A 22,486-nucleotide genomic window follows, 5' to 3' on the forward strand; every position below is an offset into this window, starting at 1 on the left:
AGTTGATTATATCACACTCTACTGAACTTACCATAAGAACTTATACGTTTACCATTTTTATCAATCTCTCCTGTGGCAATATAGCGACGTTTTAAATCATCGTTTAGATAAGTGATCCAACGATAGCCATTTACTGCAAATGCACCATCATAGATAATTTCCTCTCCATTAGGTAATGTACCTGTGATTTCTGCTTTATCTGAATATATTGTCCTTACATTATTTCCTTTAATCGTTGTTACTGTGTAGCGACCTTTTTCTTTCTTATAAGGTACACCTTTATTATTTAGTTTATATCCACTAGGGATAGTTTTAGGTACATTCAATTTCTTGTTAGATGATTTCTTCTTACTAGCAACGACACCACCAATAGGAGAGCCATGAATAGCGCCTGCAATCAACTTAGCATACTTGTCGCTATTTTTCTTTATCCAGTCCATATCTTCTTTATTAGTGATAAAACCTAACTCTGCTAAACGATAGTTCATGTTGATTTCTGCCGATACGTTAGCGTGGAGTAAATCACTTCGTTTAGTGATGCCTCTGATTTGTCCTAAATTCTCTTTAATGACTTCTTGTATATCTTTGTCGATACTATCTGCATTGAATGCACTTGAGATGATAACATGGCCACCACTCGCACTAGCTCCTGCTGCATCTAAATGAAATTCAACGATAAGGTCATAATTTTGTTTATTTACCCAATACATACCATAATCACGCTTATTACCTACACGGACACCGTAAGCTGTATCTTGATACATATCTTGTGATTGCTTACTACCACCATATAATGCAACTTCATGGCCTGTTTTGCGTAGGTAGTTAGCGATTTTAGGCGTTAGATGCTTACGAATAAAGTCACGCTCATTTGTGCCATTACCAACTGCACCCGGATCATTATAACCATGACCAGCTACAATCATAATTTTCTTACGTTTAATCTCTCCACTCACTTTTTTAGAAGTAAGTTTTCGTTTCGCTTTCTTAACGACACTAACATTTTTAGGGAAGTTAAAACGTATGAAGTACATAGGGTTATCGTAATAGTGCCAACGACGTGACACTGTTTCAGGACCCCATCCAGGTTTAACGACACCATCTGTCCAACCATTCCCAAACCAATTTTGCTCGAGTACCTCAAACTGTGTAAGTGTGGCTCTAGTTACAACTGCAGTATGTCCATATCCACCGCCATATTTATCAGGGAAACAAACGATATCACCTTTTTGAGGTAAGAACCTATCATAGTTTTTAATGATCGTAGCGTACTTTTCAATTTTAGCCTTGTTGTCAAAAGGAATGTTAGATGCTTTAAGTCCACCTATCCATTCTCCTGTCACAACATAGAAATACATTTTCGAGTAATCGTAACATTGGAAACCATAATAACCATCTGCATTGTATTGTCTACCTTCTGAGTTATCTAACCATTTCTCAGCTTGCTTTCTTGTCATTAACATACGCTAACACCTACCCTAATTCATCTAAATCTGATGGTTTGATATATTCTTTGGTTGGTGCTTGTCCTGTTGCTTGACGATACTTTTTCTCAGCTTTGTATTTTTTAAGTTTTTTATTCGCCCATTGTCCTTCTTTACTTGTTGGGTTATCTTTCCACGCTGTGTACAAGCCAATACCAGCTAATACAATCGTACTGATCGTTTCTTCATCTATCGGAATAGGACTAAGTCCTCTATTTGCTAAAAATTGATTGACGATTGCCATAATTAATACAATATATCTTGCTATTACTTTTGTTTCCATTTCTTTCCACTCCTTATTCAAAATAAAAAGCCGACACATAAGTGCCGACTTACAACATTTTTATTTACAATTTCCAAACCAGAAACAAGACCAAAAATCAGCTTTTGCAAATAGTTTAAACATATTGATCACCTCCTTATATGCCGAATACCATTCTTATAATGGCGAAAATAATAGAACCTGCCACTGAAAAAACCATACCTAACATTAAGCGTTTCATTTCTTTAATGTTTTTACGGTTTTCTTTTTTACTTTCTTTATCAATCTCACGCTCTCGATTAATACTATCTAGGGTAAAGTTCATTTTTTGATTAATGAGTTCTTGATTATGTTGTCCATCTTTTATTTGTTCCAAAGATGCGAAGATTCTTTCATCATTATCTTCAAGTCTTTTTATTCTTGTTTCATAATCTCCACAACTTCGGTTAACATTCTCCATGTCCTCACGTCCTTTACACAAATTTAAAAGCCATAACCTCCACTGGCTATGGCTTACTCAATATCAAATATAACTGGTTGTGTATTTCTTTCTATTTCTTCTAACGGACTTTCTTTTAATTTGTTTAATTCTTCTACAGATAATAATATTTCTCCGTCTTTTAACTTTAATTTCTCACCATCAAAGTAGACTTTGTCAGATTGACGAGCAATTCGTTCAGTTGTGGGTAGCACTTTATCAAAATCTTCTGTAGGTACAATATCTGAACCTGCTTGAACAATATGATATTTACCATCTATATACTTTAAAAATAATAACCAGTTCATTTAATCATCCTCTCATACAAACTCTGGTACTTCGTGCAGTAACTTTATCTTTAGAAGTACCACCAATTCGTCTAAATTTTAAATAACAATTAAGTGGTTCGTAGGTAGGTACACCTAAATCAATTTGAATAACACCATAAATTTCATTATCAGTACGTTTGGCAATTGTTTTATAACTAGCTGTTCTATTTTTATCGCCATTTCCAAATTCTTCAACGATAATTTCAACAGCACCAACATCACTTTCATTATTATAGTCCCAACCAATTGCATAAGATACGTTTAAATAACGTGCTTTATGTTGCGTATAGAAATATTCAAACACTTGTGGCTCGGTTTCAGATGTTAAACTGAAACGACCATTGTTCTCGACTGAGGAATAATGGAATAGGTTTTTCTGAACTTCTAAATCCATTCTAGGTACACCATTAACCATATATAAAGCTCCATCTGGACGTGTAATGGTTAAACCTGTAGGACTTAATACAGTTCTAGATAAACTATCTGGATCGATAGAAACTAATTCATTCCCGATAATTGACATATAACCTTTTGGACCTATCACATTAACATTTTCAGTCCATATTGAACCTGCAGTAATTGCATCTGCAATTATCCCTTCGGCAGTAATCGCTGTTTTTGCAGTATTACCTGCGTCAGTTGAAAGCATTAACCCACTACTATTTAATGTCATCTGATTGTTAGGGTTATTCTTTTCTACTGCATGAATACCATTACTATCAAAAGCTAGTTCGCTTGAAGTGTTTAGTATTTTCTTAACCATTGATTGACTAATTACATCAAGTGCATCAAATTTTAGTTTTTTACGCCCCTCAATTAAATCTTGAATATCTTTAGCAGCAGTCGATAAATTACTACTATAGTTATCTGCTAAATTAGCTGAACCGAATGTAATTTCAACGTTTGTGACATATCCTTCATTATTAATATCTCTATCAATCTTAACTACTCGTATTTCTGTATCTAATCCAATACGTTCATCTACTAAAAACACTCTGTCACCTAATTCTGCATGTTGAAAACGATAGCCATGTCTACTCATATCATAAATATCAGCAGTAAATGAGATGTTTACACTACTTTCAACAGCTTCTTTTAATTGCTTATCCATCGTTTCTTGCTTAGTAATATTTGCATTCATAATAGGTGGACCTTCTCGAATACCTATGATGGCTGCAAGTGGTGATGTGTATTCACGTTTTAATTTTGCTTTCTTAGTCACATCTTCTTCATTATCATTTTCAATCACTTTAACGCTTGTTTTTTGATAGCCTGAAGATGTTTCAGAATTGGTAGTTTCGGTAGTAGTTTCTTCTTCGCCACCTTCTTCTCTATAATCGCCATATCCTCTCATATACGTGTACATTTCAGAAGCATCTACTTCTTTTGAAATATCGTGTGTATTAACTTTATGACGATACTCAAAGTTAGCGTCATTACCTATTTGGTTGTATAGATAAACGACTTTACCAACGATTTTCATTTCATAACCGTAACGATCAATAAATGCTTTAAATATTTCTAATTTAGTTTCACCTTCGCCAATACCTTCAAAACGCTCACTATAAGCAGTATCAACGGTTATATATGTGTATGGCGTATCATTAAATACAATATCAAAAGCTTCTTTTGTAGTAAGACTTGCATCAATACGTTCATATACTCTATGAGTGTTTAGATAATCAAGAATATAAAGAACAGCTGTGACACTAATAGTATATTTATCTCCATAACCTTGTTGTTTACTAGAAATGATACGATACTCTTTATTCTCAAAAAGAATAATCCACATCTTTAAATCACTTTGTTGATCCATAAATATTGAGTTCATTTCTGTGTATGGAATATCCATATCTATACGTTCGTCACCATTTAATTCTTGTTCATGTTTGATTGTACCTTCTAAATAATATTCTTCGCCTTCTAAATCACGAATAAAAAATAGGTTTTCCAATATTCCACCACCTTAAAATAAAAAGCCGATACTAATGTATCGACTTAATCAAAATAATTTATTTACCATAGGCAATTTACCGAAGCCAAAGAAGCCTTCAAATTGATAAACTTCATTAACTTTCGTTTTATGGTTTGTGTATGTTTTAGGATATAATTTCTGTAAATCTTGATTTCTATGTTGTAGTGCGAATAAACCTTTGCCAAAAGCGTCTCCATCTCTATCGTCATAATCCATTCTCAATGTCTCATGTGGATTAACATTATGGCAAATCAAGTATAAATCATTATAAAATGATGATGTTGCAATATAAGAATAAGGAGCTTCGTCTTGTAAATACTCATAGCTATTATCAAAAATTTGTGTAGAATATTTTGTGTTATAAGATGTAATGATGTCAGTCATAAATTGCGGATTAACTGTGAACATGTTTACGTAACCACTACCAACAATTGTTTCTTTCAACCATTTTATTTTAGTGTTAAATTTTACACCTCTTGATGTAATGGTGGTAATAATAACAAACTCGCAATATTTTTCATTTGTAGTTGGATGTAGTCCGAATAAATTTTGCAAAATTTTAACTTCAGTAAAAGGAATTTCATTCATCATTTGTGTCATATTTATTTCTTTATTATCAATTAATAATCTTTGACTACCTTTATCACTTAATTTCAGCGTCCCCACACTGTTATGTTCTGGTATCCATTCTTTTCTATCGCCAAAATCTACTTGGAATGCAAATTCTTTGTTGCTATCCCATAATGCATTTTGTATTTTAGTTACTGTTGCACCTTTAACACTATATACAAAAGTATCAAAATCATATCCTGGCTTAGATGTAGCAGTTTTCATACGTAACCAACCTCTTGGCGAAGTTGTAGGATATTTGTCATCTTGACCTACAAACTCAAGTGTTAAAACATGTTGTTTATTCTCTAAATCGTTAGCGATATTAATTTCAAAAACATTTGCACCTAAACTATTGCTGGTGTTATAAGCACCTAAATTTGTAGAAACATTTTTTATAAAATTACCATCTATACTTGCTTTCCATATACCACCTTTTGCATCTGCATAAATACGAATTGATACTGATGAACCAGTAAATGTGTGTTCTACTTTATTTCCGATTGCAGAGGTGTACCAGTTATCATTAGTGCCTATAGATTCGCTATTACTAATCATCGATTGTGTAAGATTGCTTGTTACTGTTTGAGCAGATGATGATGTTATCGAACCAATATAATCCATATTCTTAAATTTGATAAAATCATCATTAGTGTTTTTACCAAAATTTAATGAAAATTTATCTTTATCGCTTAATGCAATTTTAAGTGTTAAATCTCTATCTTTATTTACTTTAATTGTATTATTGGAAAGTTGCGCGCTATTTTCGAAAAGAAAGTCTAAAAAGTTTTTCTCGTTATTCTTTTTCTTTTCATAATCATTTCTTTTATCTGTTTCAGATAATCTTTCACTCAAAACCTTATAAGGCCCTCTTGCATCCACGACTTCTGTGTCTGAAGTACCACTTGAAGCAATGATATTATCTATTCTTTCGTTAGCTTTATTACTTTGTTCTTTTAACTCTTGTGCCTCATTTAATGCACTTGTCGCTTTCTGAGACAACGTTTTAACTTCACCAATATTATCATATAGATAACTCATCTTGTTTTCGGTATCTATCTTAGAGTGTCGATAATCATTATTTAAATTTATAATCTCATTTTTAGCATTATCTATTCCGTCAAATAGATATTCAAAATTGCCATTTACTCCCATTAAATTATTTCTATTCCAAAGGCTATCCAAAATGTGTCGTTTCCCCATAATTTCACTCCTTTACTTATAATATAACGGGAAGTCGAATTGTATATTGTCCATTGTTCCACCACTATATTCAATTTCATTAATACCAGGAACGATACTGATATATTTTCTATTTGTTTCTCTTAACCTATTTGCTTGATATCCTACAAACGCTTGTACACCGTCTAAATCAACAGTATTACCTGTTCTAGGTGCATAATATTCAAACGTTTCTCCAGTGGTTTTATTAGTAAGTTTAAATGTTCCGTCTGTAACTAAGTGCTTCAATTTAATTTTTAAAGGCATATTACGTGGATCTAATGTGACGTTTCCACCATTCCACACGGTGAATTTGTTCTCTGTGAATGTGTATTTTGGATAATCAATATTTAGTCCATCAGCTAAGCCGAACTGTTCAGCGATTGCCTCAAACCCTTTTGTTTCTATATCTTGAGTTGTGTATTTTGTACGCCAGAAAGGAAGGCCACTTATTGTAACTGGTACTTCTAAAGTTGCATACATACTGCCTAAAATACGCTCTGTTTTATAACTTGAATCTATAGTCACTTTTAGTACTCTTGTTGGTAAATTATTTCTACTTACATAGAAAAATGGTTGACTATCTAAAAATGCGTTTATTTCACTTTCTAACAGTAAATAATCATGTTCACCGTGATAATGTCTTAAGAAAAAAGTTAGTGAACAATCACTACGCTCTTTATAATCAAATCCATAGTCTATTGTTCCTGGAATACCTTTAATTGTTTCTGTGTATCTTTCTTTTTCTATTGATGAAACAAAAAAATCCAGCGGTTTTACACCGACTGGAAATTTAAGTTCATTCATATTAGGGTCATAAAGCTTAAAGCCAACTGCCATTAATTATAACCTCCCTAATAAATGAGTTGCTTCATATAAAGCTTGCTCTTTATTGTTATTTCTGTTTATTTCTCGACCATCTAATTCTACTGACCAATCTTTATTCGCAATAGTATCGTTACTTTGAACTAATTTACTCATCAATCCAATAAGCATATCTAATTTTTTCTCTAATTTACTATTGTCAGATTGATTAGAGTTTATTTTAGTGCTTGAGAAGTTACTTGGTCGTTTATTACCTGATGTTTTACTGCCTTCAATGTCTTTTGCAGCAAGTGCTAACAACTTCATTGCGTCTGTTCTTCTATTAGGATCAGTTGGAATTACCCACTCAGGATAACCACCTTCTGCAATGTTGTACCAACCTGCAGATTTGATTAGGCCACCTGTGGCGTAACCATGACCATGTCCAATAACACTTAACATATTTTTACCGTATTTGTATTTAGCCCAATGAATACCAGCTAATAAGTTATCTAAAGGATTAAATACGTTACCATGTCCAGGAAACTTCATTGAATTAAATGTATTTCTCGCAACTTGAACTAGACCTTTAGCTTCGTTGCCACCAGTATTTGCATCTACGTAACCACCTTGAACTGCTCTTGGATTACCACTACTTTCACTATCAATCTGACGCGCCCATGCGTTAACATAAGCAGATGATGTTGGTAAGCCATTCATACGCAATGCTTGTTTGATTTGTGGAGCCCATTTTATACCAGCTTTAGGTGCACTACCTCCACTTTTCGCATGTCCTTTAAGCCATTTAAGTGGATTAACTGTATTCGCGTTTGTAATTGTATCGTGGCGACCTTTTTCGACTTGGAAATGTAAGTGAGGTCCAGTCGTCCAGTTACCACTGTTACCAGTTTTAGCAATAGGCTCTCCTGCTTTTACTTTTCCATGTTTTAAAATTTTAGATAAATGCATGAAAAATAAAGTGAACTGACCTGTTAAAAGACGTGCTACAAGTCCACCACCAAAGTTGTGAATTTCTTTTAAATTACCATCATTTGTAGAATTAATGGTAGTGCCATATGGAGTACCAAAGTCAATACCATAGTGATGTCCCCCAGCAAATCCATAGCCAGGTGCGCCACCATTAGGATAATATCCTGTATTAATATGATAGCCAGTAAATGACGAGCCATCTCCACCGCCTGCATCGTTTAGCCAACCGTCGAATAAAGATTTAACACCATTTTTAAGCTTTTTATAAGCGCCTTGCATTAACATGTAAGGCAATTCAGCACCTTTAAGAAAATCGAAATTAAATCCTACTTTTTCGAAAATTTTGTTGACTAACTTACCTGGATGACCGATGTAATCAAACACATCTCCTATACCTTTAATTACAGCACTGCCAACATCTTTTGCTTTTTCAGTAACTTCTATACCTTTAGCTATTCCTTTTGCAGCAGTATTTTTTACTGTATTTTTTACAGTACCACCAGCATCTTTTACTTTATCTATACCGCCTTTAATAGCTTTTTTACCGCTATCAAAGGTATTCATTGCAAAGTCTTTTAACTTAGTACCTATACTGAATTTAGGAATCATATTATTGCTCAACATAGTATGCGTTTGTGCGCCATTTAAAATACGAGTTCCTTTGGCAAGTGGAATTGTTGTATCTGTAGCTGGTGTGATGAAAGCTTTACCGCTAGGCGGAATAACTGTTTCATGTCTAAAACCACCTGGACCATTGCCTGGACCTTTATCTCCAACGGTAGCTAAAGTGTTTCGATTAAGTTTACCTTTCGTAATATAACTTTGAGTATGAGTGCTTTCAGTACCAGTAGAGAGTTTTATTTCAGGTAACTTAGGCATATCTAATTTTCCAGCTACCCAGTTCACACCACCAATTAATTTGTTTAGACCTTCTTTAACAGCCGTAACCATTCCAGTAATGTGACCTTTGATTTTTCCAATAATATTTTTAAGTCCACCAGCCATATTATTGAACGTATTTCTGACACTATTCCATAAACCTTTAGCCATATCTACTGTTGTATTTTTAATACTTCGCCATATATTAGACATAGTATTTTTAACTCTATTGAATATATTACGAGTACCATTAGAAAGCGCATTCCATGTTCCTTTTACACCATTCCACAAACTTTTTACTAATCTAATTGTTGTATTTTTAATATTACGCCAAACACTACTCATAAAATTTTTGAGTTTATTGAATACGCTACGTGTAAAACGTGATAGAGCATTCCATATAGCTTTTACGCCCGACCACAGACCTTTAGCAAGTTTGACAGTAGTATTCTTGATACTACGCCATACGTTAGACATGAAAGCTTTTAATTTATTAAAGATACTACGTGTTACTTTAGATAAACTATTAAATACATTTTTTACACCGCTACTTAAAGCTTTAGTGAGTTTTATTGTTGTGTTTTTAATAGCGGTCCAAGTCCTTGTAATAAAGGCTTTCAAACCAGCTAATATTTTTCGAATACCGTTATACATACCTTTAATAATATTAATAACGCCATTTTTTATAGCATTCCATACTCTGATAGTTACAGATTTTATTCCATTCCATAAAGAAGTGAAGAAAGCTTTTAACACAGTAAATGATCTTTTAATTGTTGAAACAAAAATTCTTATAATTGCTAATACTGAATTTTTAATTGTATTCCAAATACGTATAGAAATTGCCTTTATAGCATTCCATAACGCTGAATAAAATGCTTTTAATCCAGTAAAATAAGCACGCATCATACTAATAAAAACTCGAATTATCGTCAGTACTGTTACTTTAATTGCGTTCCATACTGAAATAAAAATAGTTTTTATTCCGTTCCATAATGCAGAGTAGAAAGCTTTTAGACCTGTGAAATAAGCACGTAAACCACTAACTAATAATCTTACAATTGTTAATACTGTCGCTTTAATTCCATTCCAAATAGAAGTGAATATTGTTTTAATACCATTCCACAATGCTGAATAGAACGCTTTTAATCCCGCAAAATAGTTTTTCATTCCGGTAATAAAAATACGAATTATTGTTAGTACTGTCGTTTTGATAGCATTCCATATTGTTTGAGCAGTTATTTTAATAGCTAACCATATCGTATTTAATGTAAGTTTTAAGGCTTCCATAGGATGTTGAATAGCAAATTTAATTCCATTCCAAATTTGAATTGCGGATGATTTGATAGAGTTCCAAATGACATTTACTTTATTTCGAAAATCTTCGTTTGTTTTATAAAGATGAATTAAATATCCTGTTAAACCAACTATCGCTGTAATCACAAGACCTATTGGACCAGTCATAAATCTAAGTGCTAAACCTAATCCTCTTGTGGCTAATGCTGCGCCTTTAGTAACAACTGTCCACGCTTTTGTTGCTACCATAGATAATCTTGTTTTTACTGCACTTAACGCTTGCCCTGTACTTAAACTTGCAATAGCAAATCTATATGTGTTAGCTACTGCTGTAGCTGTTGCTATAACACCTTTCCATAAAGTTGTTGCAACTGTAGCAATTTTAGTTCCTAGACCTAAACCTGCAAAAGCAGTTCTTGCTAATGCAATTTGTGGCACTAACGCCATCAATGTTCCACCAACTACTGTAAGTACGCCGATAAAACCACCTATTGCAGGATGAGCATTTACTAATTTAGCAATAAAACCTGTAATCGCAGTAGTAACTCTTAAAACAATTGCTCCTACTGGTGCTAGGCCTTTAACTAAACCTACAATAATAGAACCTATGTTTTTAAGAAGTTGCCAAACAATGGGACCGTTAGTTTCAATATATTTTAAGAAATTCTTAAAGCCTTCAGTGTTTTTTAGATTTGCAGCCCATTCTTTAAAGGAATTGGTTACTCCTTGCATGCCTACTAAAACTTTATGAGAATGTCCTGCAAAAGCAGAGAATAGACTTATCATGCCACTAAATACATTACTGAAAATTTTACCTACAATCGGTAAGTTCGTTTTAGTGTACTGAATAAATTTAGCAATACCTTTATCTGTACTTGTACTATTTGCCCATGCGTTAAATTTATTCGCTAAATTTTCTATTTCTTTACCAGTCCAAGTAAATAACGGACCAAATTGAGTGAATATATGAGTTATTCCATCTCCGACTTTCATAGCAGAGTTAAGTAAATTTTGGAATATTGGTGGACCAATATTATTAATTAGTTTGAATGCATTGTTAGCATTTTCAGAGGATTTAACCCAGTCTCGCATTTTCTCGGAAGCTTGAGCAATTTGATGAGTTGTTTTAGTAATGAAAGGTGTTAGTCTTGTAAGTGCAATTTTGGCAATATTAATTCCATTTGCCATTGAGTTAAAGATATCTGCTTGATTTGCTCTAACTAGATCTTTCCATTGGTTTTGAAGACCATCTAGCACATATTGATAATTCTTAATTTCTCTAGTTGCTTTTAATTCTCCGTCTTCAAGCATTTGAAGTGCTGTAGTTGCTTGTCCACTAAATGCAGTTATTGCTGCAAAAGCAGTACCATAAGCACCACCTAAACCAATTGCTCCACCTGCTGCTGCAGTTGCTGCGCCACCAATACCAGCTATAGCACTTACTGCACTACCAGCAATTGGAATAATAGATGTAATATTAGCAGTCAAACCACCAAAACCAATACCATTAACCACATATCCTACATTTCTAAAGCTATCGCCGATTTTATCAATCTTACGTTGTGTGTCTTCCCATGCAGAACCCATACGAGCAAACATACCACTGATTCCTGCTGCTTTTATTTGTTCTCTTTGAAGTTCTTTCATCTCATCTACAGTTTCATCAATTCTGTTTTGCCAAACGTTATAGGCCGCAGCTTGTTGATAAACTTCTTTTTCTGCTTTATCTAATTTAGATGGTAGTTGTGACACTTCACGATTTAAACTAGCATATGATTTTTCAGCGTCGTTTGCTTCTTTTTTAGCAACTTCCATTGATGTTTTAGCGCTTTCCATTGCTTCTTTGTTAGCATCACTGAATTTCTGTAACTCATCTTTAGCTTCAGCAGTTGCTATTTTAGATTCGTTCAAATCATGTTGTGCATTATCTAATGAAGTAGATAAATTATTATATTCTCTTTCAGCTTCCCCAACTTCAAAAACTAAACTCGCCATTTCTCCAGCAGTTGCAGAACTATCATTTTCTAATTCTTTTAATTCATTACTCAGTCTATCGAATTCAGATTTAGCATTTTTAGTTTTAGCGCTCAATGCTGTTACAGTATTTTGCATTTGCTTTTGAGTTTGTTGTGCGGATTTAACGTTTGCTTTATGTTCTTTTAACTCATTATTAAGTTCATCATAAGTTTTAGATAAATTCTCATAATTCTTTTTAGCTTTCTGAGCATTACGTGCTGATTCTTCAAGCTTATCTGACATTGTTTCTTGTGAACGTCTTAATTGATCTAATTTCTTTTGTGCTTGTTCACTCATTCTACCTTGTTGAGTGAGTGTTTTATTTAAGCCTTCGATTTCAGTTTCATATTTTTCTACTGATTTTTCGGCTTTAGAGAAACTGGAGAGGTTTTTCTTCATCTCTGCATCCGTTGTCTGTAACTTACGCTTTAAATTAGCCATTCCACGATCAATATCTGACGTGTCTAATCCGAGGTCAATAGTAAATCCTTTAATATCTCCCGCCATTTAATTCACTCTCCTTTCTTTAAAAATTAAAAAAGAGAGCCTATCTTGAAGCTCTAGGATCTTTTCCTGTAATTGCTCCAATTAGACTCTCGTTTGCAGAAACTTGCTTAACTTTAGATTTCTTCTTATTGTTCATAATGCGAAGTAACTGATAAATATCTGTATTATCAATCTCTGGCATTTTCCAACCATTTTCCATTAACTCTTTGTAAAGAGTATCGAGGTATTCTGATTGCTTTTCATAAGTGAAATCTTCAGCGGTTAAACGAGAATCATCTATTTCGTCGTCTTTCCCTCGTCACCTAAAATTCCACCTAATTGTTCCATAGCTACAGATAATACTTCTCTTGCGTCTGTACCATCTTCGAATTCTTCAGCTGTGAATTGACCATCATATAAGTCTCTAGCGATAAAGTTATATAACTTATCTAATAAGTCATCATCGAATTCTCCGCCAGTATTTTCTAATTTTTGGAATTCTTTACCTAAGTTAAAACCTTTACGTGCCACGCTACCTTTAATAAATACAGGTGCATGATATCTTTTTACTTCGCCATTTTCATCTCGTAATTCAACAAATTTTTTCACTGCCATAATTTATATTCTCCTTTTCATCGGGTTTTCTGTTAGTCCGAATAATTAGTTTTAATATTTTTGTATACAAAAATAGACGACCTAAGTCGTCTATAAATCAATCAATTATGCTACTGGTTCACTGTCTGTTGTAGTAGTTAATGGTTCAGCTGTTTTTTGAACTGAATCAAAACTTTTTCCGAAGATTGAATTAAACACTGTGTCTCGACCTTCAGTTTTTCCTTTATCGTCATAAGCCATTACTACTGCTAATTCTTCGTTAAATCCGTCAACTTCACGTTCCATGAATTGACCTTCGATTTCGTCTGAACCGAATTCTACACCATCTTCTTTTGTTTGACCTTCTTTGTTTGGTCGAGTAAATACGCCTTTAGATAAACCAAACCACTCTTCAGAACCATCTTCCATAGTACGTGGAATAGCCACTGCTGTATAAGTGATGCCTGATGATTTACCAAAACCATATACTGAACTGTTTGATTCGTGTTCAATTAAACCTAATAAGTCTTTTTGAACGTCGATTGGTAATTTATGGAATGTAAGGCTTACTTGAGTTTCTCCAGCAGATTTAGCGATTTCTGCTACCTTATTTGAACCATAAGCTTTTTCTAATTCTTCTCCGAATTCGATAGATAATTCTTGAACATAATCAACTTCTTTAATTGCTGATGTTGTATAAGAACCGTCAGTTTCTTCAGTTAATACTGCATAATACAATTTTCCTAATCCTGTAGCTGCATTGTATCTACCCATTAAAAATTCCTCCTTAAAATTGCGTATTAAAAAAGCCTACTGTTACTCACAGAAGGCTAGTTTTTAATATCTTTATCTATGTGTCTAAGTTCATCAATGGTGTAAGGATTACCACGATAACGACGAGCATCTCTATAGATTTTTAACTCTTTATCATAATCATCTATACCATCAATTTGTTTAAAATTAATATTCCATAATGTTTGTCTTATCTCTTCTTGCAAAAGTTTAACTATATCGTAATCAGGTCCACGAACATCTATTTGATATAAGTATGTTGTTGTTAGATTTGTATCGCTAGCGTAAGTTTCAGGCTGTGGAGATATTAACGGATCAATCAGAATATAGTAATTGGAACTATCCGCTGTTTCATCATAAGTGTACGCTCGAACTCGACCTGTACAATGTTGAGCAATTGTTGCATTGTTCAATAAATATTTTTTTAAAGTTTTCAACATATCAAACATTTATAGGTCTCCTTCCAACGATTGTTTTACAATTTCTCGATATGGCTTTTCAGTCATAAACATCGTTCTAGCAATCGCACCTTTACCTCTAGGATTTGGATTTTTGATTGTTCCCCACTCGTTTAAATGGATGATTGCATAACGATTCATTGAACCATGCCAATGTACTTTAACCATGCGCGTATTACCGTGAATAGTATATGGTTCAGTTTTAGTTATCTCATGAATACTTGCGCCAGTATCTCGAAACACTTCAAAATTTGCTTTAAGCACACTCATGAAGTATTTAGCACCTTTATTTAATGCTTTATCTTGTGCTTTTAACATTTTGATTTCTCCGTACTGTTCACCTATCTCTCTAAGCATTTGATGTACGCCTTTAACTTCTACGCTCATTCTGATAACTTCCCAATAATTTTTATATTTTTATGGTTATCTGTATCATCAAATACCTGTCTAATGTTGTATTTTTTGTTTTTGTAGCGAGGTAGTCCAATTTCAAAATACATATCATCAGTAATTTCGATATTAATAGGATGATAAGTGACCATTGTTAAACTTGCTTCATTGTTCGTCATATCCAAATCCTTTTGAGATGGTTGATATACGTTGGCAAAGCATTTATAAACAACTTCTTTTATTGTTTCTCCAGGGAAAAAGTCATCTTTCGGTTTAGCTTTTAAAAAAATAACTGGTGTTCGCATATCGCCACCAGTTATAAATTTATTCTTCTGTAGTGCCATTATCTGACACCTCCATATTTTCAATTTGGAATTGAACAATGTTAGGTAAAAAGTTATTGTGAAATTCTTCTAACTTATCATTAAATACATATCTTGTTCGTTCGTAAACTAATTCACGACCTATTGCATTATTCATATCGAAGTCACCACATTTAGATTTGATATCTTCATAAGACATTTTCAAATCACTTTCTATACGATCATCTTCGATATCATAAAAAATGCGATTACGATTTTTGAATTCTTCGACATGATCTGAAGTAATCATTTAATCACTTCTTTTCTTTAATTCGTTCTAAGAAAGGTCCTTCGTAGCCTTTATCAGATAAAATTTTTTCAACTTCTTCAGCACGCTTTACTGTCATTTCCACTTTATCGTTAGCCTTTAAAGACTTTCCTAATTGCTTGTCTTTATAGTTTTTTAAAACTTTATAATCAGCCATTAGTAAACCTCCTTATGCTTCTGGTGTATCTGATGCAGTAGGCGCTCCAAATGCACTAAAATCCACATCATATACAAATGAAGTTTTGTTATCATCAGGTTCCGCATATAAGAACTGCTTAGCTGTATATAAATCCATATCTTCTAACGCTAATGTTTGGTCAAAAGTACGAACAATCACTTCACTACCTGCATAGAAGTTATAACGTGTTTTATCGAAAGCAACTGCTTTACCTTTTGGAACAAATTCAGATTGTTCAAATGTTACGTTAAAAGGTACTGGATTTACAAATTGTCCATTGTGTAATTGCATAAATGCAATACCTGTATAAATATAATCAACAGGATTTAAAACAATAACAACATTGTTTAATACACTAGCTCCTTTAGAACGTTTAACGTTTCCATCTTTATCATAATATTCTTTGATTGATAAGTTTTTAATTACATTACCAATTTCTTTAATAGATGTTTTAGGTTCAGCGAACGTTAATGTTCCAGTAGTTGCTTTTTCTGATACTGCACCATTTGTACGATTAATTTCATTCATTAATCCTACTGGTTGATTTTTAGCAGCACCTAAACCTTGAATAGCTGTTTTTTCAATCGCTACTGCAAAAGCTTCTTTGATTTGTAAACGAACATAACGGTCAACCCATTGTACACCTGCGTCTTTTAAATCTTTAGGAACAACAACGAATGCAGTCGCTTTACCTAAAGTAACATCTTGTTCAAAGAATGAAGCCTCTAATTGACCTTTAATTTCTGAGAATACTGGTCCCCAAACAACTTGACCTTCAGGCACAGAACGAATTACACGCGCTTTTAAACCAGTACGTTGAATCGTGATGTGTTTTAATAATGGATGTTCAGATTCGATATCATCAAAGATGCGATCTACTACTGTTTCTGGTAATAATTCTCCGTCTTTCCAGTTAGTATCAGTATTAACATGGTCTTCAGACACTAACGCATTATAGAACTTCTTTTCTTCGTTAGTTAAACGATTGACGTTGCGTGCATTTAATACCGCATTGTCACCTTGTTCTTGTTTCATATCTTTACGAATAGCATTCGCTAATTCTTCTGAATATGCATTCATATATTCAGTGTATTTTTCTTTTACTTCTTCATCAGAAGCTTTAGGGCTCATATTCGAAAACTCTTTTAATAACTTTTGAGAGTTTTGAAATTCTTCTTTGTTTTCTAAATCAATCATAGTTAAATTCTCCTTTATTATTTAATATTCATGTTAAATAAACGTGCAAAATTATTTTCCGCAGGTTTACTTTCCATTTGTTTTTCTGATTCATTTGAATCTTTATTGTTTGCTTTTTTTACTTCCGCTAAGATTTCTTCAAGTTTATCCATTACATCTTCAACTGTGATTTCACTTGATTCTTTTTGTTGCCCAGGTTGTTGTGAATCTTCGTTACGGTATCTAGCCATGAATTTGTCACCTCCCAAAATTGTTGATGTCGTTGCAGCTGCAACTCTTGAATTTTCAGTGATATTGTCAATTAATCCTAACTTTTTAGCTTCTCTAGCTGTTAGCCATGTTTCTTCATCCATGTAGTTTTGAAGAATCTCATGGTCAATGTCAGGGTTTTTATCGACATAACTATTAAATACAACGCTATTGATTCTCTCTAAATCTTCGGCTTGTTTTTTAAAACTTTTCGCATCACCTTTACCGATTTTCCAAGCATTGTGCACCATTAACATAGCGTTACCCGGCATATTGATAGTGTCACCTGCCATTGCTATAACCGATGCAATACTTGCAGCAAGTCCATCAACATTGACAGTGATGTGTGCGTCGAAACGTCTTAACATGTTGTATATCGTAACGCCACTAAACACATCTCCGCCGTTACTGTTGATATTAACGATGACCTCATCAACTTCTCCCATAGCTTTCAACTGATCACGCACAGTTTGTGGACTAATCGTCATCCCTTCAATTGTTGCGCTATCAATTAAGCCGTAAATATCTATTTCGTTATTCGCCATTTATATCACCTCCTTCATTACCTGTAGTTTCTTCATCCACAGTTTGATAGTTTTTAGTGATAATAAATTTCTGCATTTCTTCACTTCCAATAGGTTCAAAACCTGTAAGCACTCGAATTTCATCTCTATTGAAAGAACCACTTGCAATGAGTTTATCTACTGCTTCACTCACTTCAAGTGGTCCTTTTTGGTCAATGCTTATTGCCTTGATTCGTTTACCTTCTTTATATCCACGCTCACTGAATAATTTGGCATTTAATTCATCAGTGATTTTTTCAATAATTGGCTTAATACAAAACTTCATGTAGTTGTTAGTCATTGCTTCAATATCCGCCGTATCTCCATTAATCAATCCAACTGGAATACCTAAGTTTCTTGCCACATAACTTAGTAACTGGCTAGGAACCTTAGCCATATCTTCTATTTGCGATGATGTTTTAGTGCCGTTATTGCTTGAATGTTCTTTATACTCATAGCCTTTTTGGACAGGTACGATTGCGATATCATTACTTTCAAACGCTTTATAAGCTTTGTTTATAAATTTTTGCATTTCTTCATTAGTTGTGGTTTTCAATGCTACGTTTGTATCCATAGATAACGTTGCTCTAATCTGATTGTTCATTAAATTAGACTTAATCATTCGTCCGAAGATATCACCATAATCACTGAATAAGCCCATAAGCATATTTGTAATGGATTCATTATTGTATTCAAGATAAATAACTTCACTCATTCTAAATGAACGTTCAAATTCAAACTCACCTACAACAATATGGTTGAAAATATCATCATATAATGCGTACTCTTCTCTAACAAAGTCATCTGCAATGATTAAATCTTTGCTATCTGTTACTACAATCAGAACTTCGTTATCATAAATGAGCTTACGAATTACTTTTTGCCAAAACGTTGCAGCACTTTCATCTGTATTAGGTCGAACATTCAACTTATAGTGTGTGGTTGAAGATGTATCTTTACTTTCACTATCTATAATTTCAAATTTTGTTTGACTAATCGTTCTAGCAATATGATTTATACATGTATCTAAAGCCCATTTTTTTATGTAAGCTTTTTGTGACGTTTCATGTAACAATTCGAAATCATAACTAAACTCGATTGCTTCGTTCCTTCCCATAATTCTGTCGAATATACTCAAAATCTCACCTCCTAAAAGCTAATATCCGCCATAATGAATGGTTGGTCATACTCTAATAACTCATCCGCTCTATAAAGTGAATGGAGCATAGCATGAAAACCATCTGTTTTTCTTCTGACTTCATCTTTTTTAATATATTTTTTACTTCCATCAGATTGCATTGTGACTGCTACATTATTTGTAAACCAACGCATTAATGGATTATCACCAAATACAATTTGTCTTTTAGCAAACATGGTATCGATACGTGGTGCTAATAAACCATGAATAGCAGTCGGATTTTTGATAACCTCTAATGGTATACCTGCGTCTTCAAAAGGTTGTCTTACAATATCTGTCCTAAAGTTATCTGAAATCACTTTTGTTAAATTGTACTTTTGTTGTTGTTTTAAGAACCAATTGACGATGTAAGATATATCAATCACTTCATCATCTACAATCGTAAGTAGTCCGTCATCTGCCCATTGTTCAATCGGTGGTTCAAGATGAGTTGTTTCTAAAAAACCACGTCTAATAAATGAATGAGATTTAAAATAGTACTCATCGCCATCTCTAAACAACAAGCCTACACTGGCAAAGTCTCTAACTAACGCATAGTCAAGACCACCAATGCAGGCTTTGTTTTCAAGATTAGGAAACTCTCTATTTGTAGCTAATATTTCTTCCCAAGGTGCAACAACTTTTTCTTCATCAACTTCAGGTAAGTTCATTCTTTTAGTCATAAACTCTGGTTTATTTGAGCGGTTGAATGGTAAGTCATTATATTCTTCATCAATCGTGCTATATAAAGTTTTAGCATAAGCAGTTAAAGGCTTGTGTAACATTGGATTAGCCTTTTCCCACATTGATTTATTATCTACTTCTGTAGGATCGTCAAGCTTACAATAAAATGGAAAAGCTCTACTATTTTTTACTTCACCACCTAAAATACTTTTAATTTTATCTTTAACTGAATCAATATAACCTTCTCTGATATAACCATCAGTACTTATATAAAATGTTCGACGATTAGGTTTCTTACCTAAACCACCACGTTTTACATTAACCATTCCAGGGCCTTCGAAGTAATGAATTTCATCAAAAATAACGCAACCTTCACGCCCACCATCTTTAGTTTTAGTATTAGAAGTGTTATATCTAATAATTGATCCTGTTGAACGATTTTTAATTTCTGTTTTACTTACAAGATAAGGTGCTTTAGGCGTTTTACCAGTTTTATTCCTTTTACTTTCAACAAGCACATTATAAACTTCATCAAACGATGTCTTCGCTTGGTCTTCACTGTTTGCGACAATAGAAATGTGATAATCTTTCACGCCATGTAAAGGGGTAGTAAGAAAATCACTAATTGCACTAATAAAACCATTCTTACCTGCACCACGTCCCATTAAAATAATGAACTCAGTAAAAAATGCTTCATCATTTTCTTTATCAATTAAAAATATAAAAGGAATAATAAAGCGTTGATATGGTTGAGTTGGAAAATACCATTTCTCAATAAACTTTATACAATTTTCAATTTGTTCATCATCAAAGTAAACATCATCTCTCGTAAGCACTCTGTTTTCTAAATGATAGATTAAATCAATGCGTTCTTGATTAAGAATGATTTTACCTTCACGCCATTGATTAATGTATTCATTAACATATTTATTTCTGATCATACATAATCATCAGCGGGTTCATCACTGTCTTTCTTGTCTAAATTAAAGGTTTTCTCGATAGCTAACAGTGAAGCATTAATTTTATTTTTTTCTGCTACTGCCGGATTAGGTTTTAAGAATTTTTGTGAGGCATTGACGGTCTCAACAAGCGTTCCATGTGCTTTAATCTCTTTATCGAGTGCATAGAAAAGCTTTAATAAATTCGCATAACGTTCAACCTTTTCTACTTCAACCGGATTATTTTCGTCTACTTGTGTCAGTAAATATTTTTTGATTTTTGCAGCACTTCGCACCGTATACCCCCCTAACGTGTTAAATTTTCAAAAAGTTGCGAAGTCGAGCCCACCGGCCGTTCTCCCAGTTACGAGAAAAACTCGAAATGGTTTTGACCGGGGGGTAGTTCGTTTTTACCATTTTTCATCGTTCCACTTTTTTTGTGGTTTAAATTGATTGCCACCATACTGAAATCTTTTGTGTCGTTTATTATGACAAGCTTTACACAATGTTCTGAGATTATCAGGATCTAATTTCAAATCTGGTCTATCTTGCAACTCTGCAATATGGTCAACTTCTAAGTCTTCAGTTGTTACTTTTCCTTCTTCTTTGCACCACTGACACTCAAAGTTATCTCTTTTCAAAACCATTAACCTTACAGTTTCCCAATCTTTACTGTTATAGAACTTTTTACGTGTTTTATAATCATTCATCATGTATAAACTCCATAATAAAAGACACACCACATTAGTGATGTGCCTTCGAGTATTTATTCAATTCGTATAGCTATATTATAAAGTTATATATATCATTAATGCACATTACCTTCGATGTCTTCTATCTCTTCGATGTCTTCTCTTTATCGTAGTGTCCTTGCTGTGCATCCATGTATACATTAACTATCTCATTGATACATGCATAGAACTTAGAGTCACTATTGATTTCCATTAAGTCTTTGATAGTCTTGTGTTGCATGTTTAGTTTAAGCATTTGTAATATGTGATAGTTCCTATCATCTGTTATATATTCTTCATACTTATCTATGAACTCTATCTTGTTAAGTATCTTTACATTACGTCGATACTCTCTATTCCTATTAAGTACTTTAACTAATACCTTATCACCTGTACCACCTTTGGCTTTAGGCATTACAGACTCGATACCATATTGCGCAATAGATGTACTGTCTGCGTCATAGACTTGCGACTCTATAATATTACGCATCCACTTATAATCATTGATCATTCCTTTTACTTCATCTCGTGTGTACAAGTGATTACCTCCAGTTAATTAACGTCTCCATATTTATCAAAGAAACTTTTCTTATTAGATACATTTATCACATATTCATAGGTCGCTTCATCATAATATCTATAAAATATAGTGCCGATCGGATAACTTACATTCTCTTTAATTCCATTTCTCATAAGTCTTTCTTGTCCTTCTACATTTGTAATTAGAAAAACATTTTCAACTATAAATTCTCCTACCTCTTTGAAATTCTCTTTACCTTTAAATTCAATGTATTCTACTTCTCTAGGTTTCTCATAAGCTTTCTTAATCATTGTGATTACCTCCATTGTTTATTGTTGGTCGAAAGGTGTACGTTCTACTTTGATGATTTCTAATGCTTGTTCTTCCGTAAAACCTTGTTGTCTTAAACTTGTTAATCTCTCACGTTGATATTCAGATTTCAATCTGGCCACTTCAAGTATTAAAGGAAAAGTCGATTTCAATTCATATATTTGGTTTTGAATATTAACATCTTCTTTTTTACTACCGTCAAGATTAAATATATTATCCATTGTAT

General features: G+C 33.3%; 25 protein-coding genes. All 25 read right to left on the bottom strand.

Annotated elements, in window-relative coordinates; translation table 11 throughout:
* Window positions 1-11 precede the first annotated feature (11 nt).
* Window positions 12-1,463: an N-acetylmuramoyl-L-alanine amidase gene (locus NST64_RS08415; protein ID WP_340731115.1), complete on the bottom strand. Its 1,452-nt coding sequence runs from the start codon at window positions 1,461-1,463 to the stop codon at window positions 12-14.
* Window positions 1,464-1,473: 10 nt separating this feature from the next.
* The gene (locus tag NST64_RS08420) at window positions 1,474-1,767 is read right to left on the bottom strand and encodes a phage holin (protein WP_070671890.1); all 294 of its coding nucleotides are present in this window, start codon (window positions 1,765-1,767) and stop codon (window positions 1,474-1,476) included.
* Between the two features lie 136 nt (window positions 1,768-1,903).
* Window positions 1,904-2,206: a DUF2951 family protein gene (locus NST64_RS08425; protein ID WP_095327674.1), complete on the bottom strand. Its 303-nt coding sequence runs from the start codon at window positions 2,204-2,206 to the stop codon at window positions 1,904-1,906.
* A 53-nt stretch (window positions 2,207-2,259) separates the two neighbouring features.
* A complete protein-coding gene (locus NST64_RS08430) occupies window positions 2,260-2,532 on the bottom strand; it encodes a hypothetical protein (protein WP_340731116.1) in 273 nt (90 codons plus the stop codon).
* Window positions 2,533-2,536: 4 nt separating this feature from the next.
* Complete coding sequence (locus NST64_RS08435; protein WP_340731117.1) at window positions 2,537-4,507, bottom strand: phage tail protein; 1,971 nt, start codon at window positions 4,505-4,507, stop codon at window positions 2,537-2,539.
* A gap of 48 nt (window positions 4,508-4,555) precedes the next feature.
* Entirely contained in the window at window positions 4,556-6,340 is a 1,785-nt protein-coding gene (locus NST64_RS08440; protein ID WP_340731118.1) for a hypothetical protein, read from the bottom strand.
* Between the two features lie 12 nt (window positions 6,341-6,352).
* On the bottom strand, window positions 6,353-7,198 hold the full coding sequence (locus NST64_RS08445; RefSeq protein ID WP_340731119.1) for a phage tail family protein: 846 nt from the start codon (window positions 7,196-7,198) through the stop codon (window positions 6,353-6,355).
* A 3-nt stretch (window positions 7,199-7,201) separates the two neighbouring features.
* Window positions 7,202-12,850 (bottom strand): peptidoglycan DD-metalloendopeptidase family protein, encoded by a 5,649-nt coding sequence (locus NST64_RS08450; protein WP_340731120.1) that lies wholly within the window; start codon window positions 12,848-12,850, stop codon window positions 7,202-7,204.
* 40 nt (window positions 12,851-12,890) lie between these two features.
* Window positions 12,891-13,130, bottom strand: a complete 240-nt coding sequence (locus NST64_RS08455; protein ID WP_260980891.1) for a UPF0158 family protein — start codon at window positions 13,128-13,130, stop codon at window positions 12,891-12,893.
* Entirely contained in the window at window positions 13,127-13,444 is a 318-nt protein-coding gene (gene gpG / locus NST64_RS08460) for a phage tail assembly chaperone G (RefSeq protein WP_340731121.1), read from the bottom strand. The genes NST64_RS08455 and gpG overlap by 4 nt, the downstream gene beginning before the upstream one ends.
* A 105-nt stretch (window positions 13,445-13,549) precedes the next feature.
* On the bottom strand, window positions 13,550-14,197 hold the full coding sequence (locus NST64_RS08465) for a major tail protein (protein ID WP_340731122.1): 648 nt from the start codon (window positions 14,195-14,197) through the stop codon (window positions 13,550-13,552).
* Window positions 14,198-14,253: 56 nt separating this feature from the next.
* The gene (locus tag NST64_RS08470; protein ID WP_340731123.1) at window positions 14,254-14,664 is read right to left on the bottom strand and encodes a hypothetical protein; all 411 of its coding nucleotides are present in this window, start codon (window positions 14,662-14,664) and stop codon (window positions 14,254-14,256) included.
* Window positions 14,665-15,060: a hypothetical protein gene (locus NST64_RS08475; RefSeq protein WP_340731124.1), complete on the bottom strand. Its 396-nt coding sequence runs from the start codon at window positions 15,058-15,060 to the stop codon at window positions 14,665-14,667.
* The gene (locus tag NST64_RS08480; RefSeq protein ID WP_340731125.1) at window positions 15,057-15,407 is read right to left on the bottom strand and encodes a phage head-tail adapter protein; all 351 of its coding nucleotides are present in this window, start codon (window positions 15,405-15,407) and stop codon (window positions 15,057-15,059) included. The genes NST64_RS08475 and NST64_RS08480 overlap by 4 nt, the downstream gene beginning before the upstream one ends.
* On the bottom strand, window positions 15,388-15,675 hold the full coding sequence (locus tag NST64_RS08485; protein ID WP_340731126.1) for a hypothetical protein: 288 nt from the start codon (window positions 15,673-15,675) through the stop codon (window positions 15,388-15,390). Before NST64_RS08485 ends, NST64_RS08480 begins: the two co-directional genes overlap by 20 nt.
* Before the next feature lie 4 nt (window positions 15,676-15,679).
* Window positions 15,680-15,850: a hypothetical protein gene (locus NST64_RS08490; RefSeq protein ID WP_340731127.1), complete on the bottom strand. Its 171-nt coding sequence runs from the start codon at window positions 15,848-15,850 to the stop codon at window positions 15,680-15,682.
* Between the two features lie 12 nt (window positions 15,851-15,862).
* On the bottom strand, window positions 15,863-17,068 hold the full coding sequence (locus NST64_RS08495) for a phage major capsid protein (protein ID WP_340731128.1): 1,206 nt from the start codon (window positions 17,066-17,068) through the stop codon (window positions 15,863-15,865).
* A gap of 17 nt (window positions 17,069-17,085) precedes the next feature.
* On the bottom strand, window positions 17,086-17,862 hold the full coding sequence (locus tag NST64_RS08500) for a head maturation protease, ClpP-related (protein ID WP_340731129.1): 777 nt from the start codon (window positions 17,860-17,862) through the stop codon (window positions 17,086-17,088).
* Entirely contained in the window at window positions 17,852-19,018 is a 1,167-nt protein-coding gene (locus tag NST64_RS08505; RefSeq protein ID WP_340731130.1) for a phage portal protein, read from the bottom strand. The genes NST64_RS08500 and NST64_RS08505 overlap by 11 nt, the downstream gene beginning before the upstream one ends.
* 11 nt (window positions 19,019-19,029) lie before the next feature.
* Window positions 19,030-20,682 (bottom strand): terminase TerL endonuclease subunit, encoded by a 1,653-nt coding sequence (locus tag NST64_RS08510; protein WP_340731131.1) that lies wholly within the window; start codon window positions 20,680-20,682, stop codon window positions 19,030-19,032.
* Window positions 20,679-20,975: a P27 family phage terminase small subunit gene (locus NST64_RS08515; protein WP_242413891.1), complete on the bottom strand. Its 297-nt coding sequence runs from the start codon at window positions 20,973-20,975 to the stop codon at window positions 20,679-20,681. The genes NST64_RS08510 and NST64_RS08515 overlap by 4 nt, the downstream gene beginning before the upstream one ends.
* Window positions 20,976-21,089: 114 nt before the next feature.
* Window positions 21,090-21,392 (bottom strand): HNH endonuclease, encoded by a 303-nt coding sequence (locus NST64_RS08520; protein WP_340731132.1) that lies wholly within the window; start codon window positions 21,390-21,392, stop codon window positions 21,090-21,092.
* A 121-nt stretch (window positions 21,393-21,513) separates the two neighbouring features.
* A complete protein-coding gene (locus tag NST64_RS08525; protein WP_053022129.1) occupies window positions 21,514-21,948 on the bottom strand; it encodes a hypothetical protein in 435 nt (144 codons plus the stop codon).
* A 14-nt stretch (window positions 21,949-21,962) separates the two neighbouring features.
* Entirely contained in the window at window positions 21,963-22,241 is a 279-nt protein-coding gene (locus NST64_RS08530; protein WP_340731133.1) for a hypothetical protein, read from the bottom strand.
* Between the two features lie 18 nt (window positions 22,242-22,259).
* A complete protein-coding gene (locus NST64_RS08535) occupies window positions 22,260-22,481 on the bottom strand; it encodes a hypothetical protein (protein WP_340731134.1) in 222 nt (73 codons plus the stop codon).
* Between the last annotated feature and the right edge of the window lie 5 nt (window positions 22,482-22,486).

This window comes from Staphylococcus sp. FSL W8-1268 (assembly GCF_038003965.1).
GTDB classification, from domain to species: domain Bacteria; phylum Bacillota; class Bacilli; order Staphylococcales; family Staphylococcaceae; genus Staphylococcus; species Staphylococcus hominis.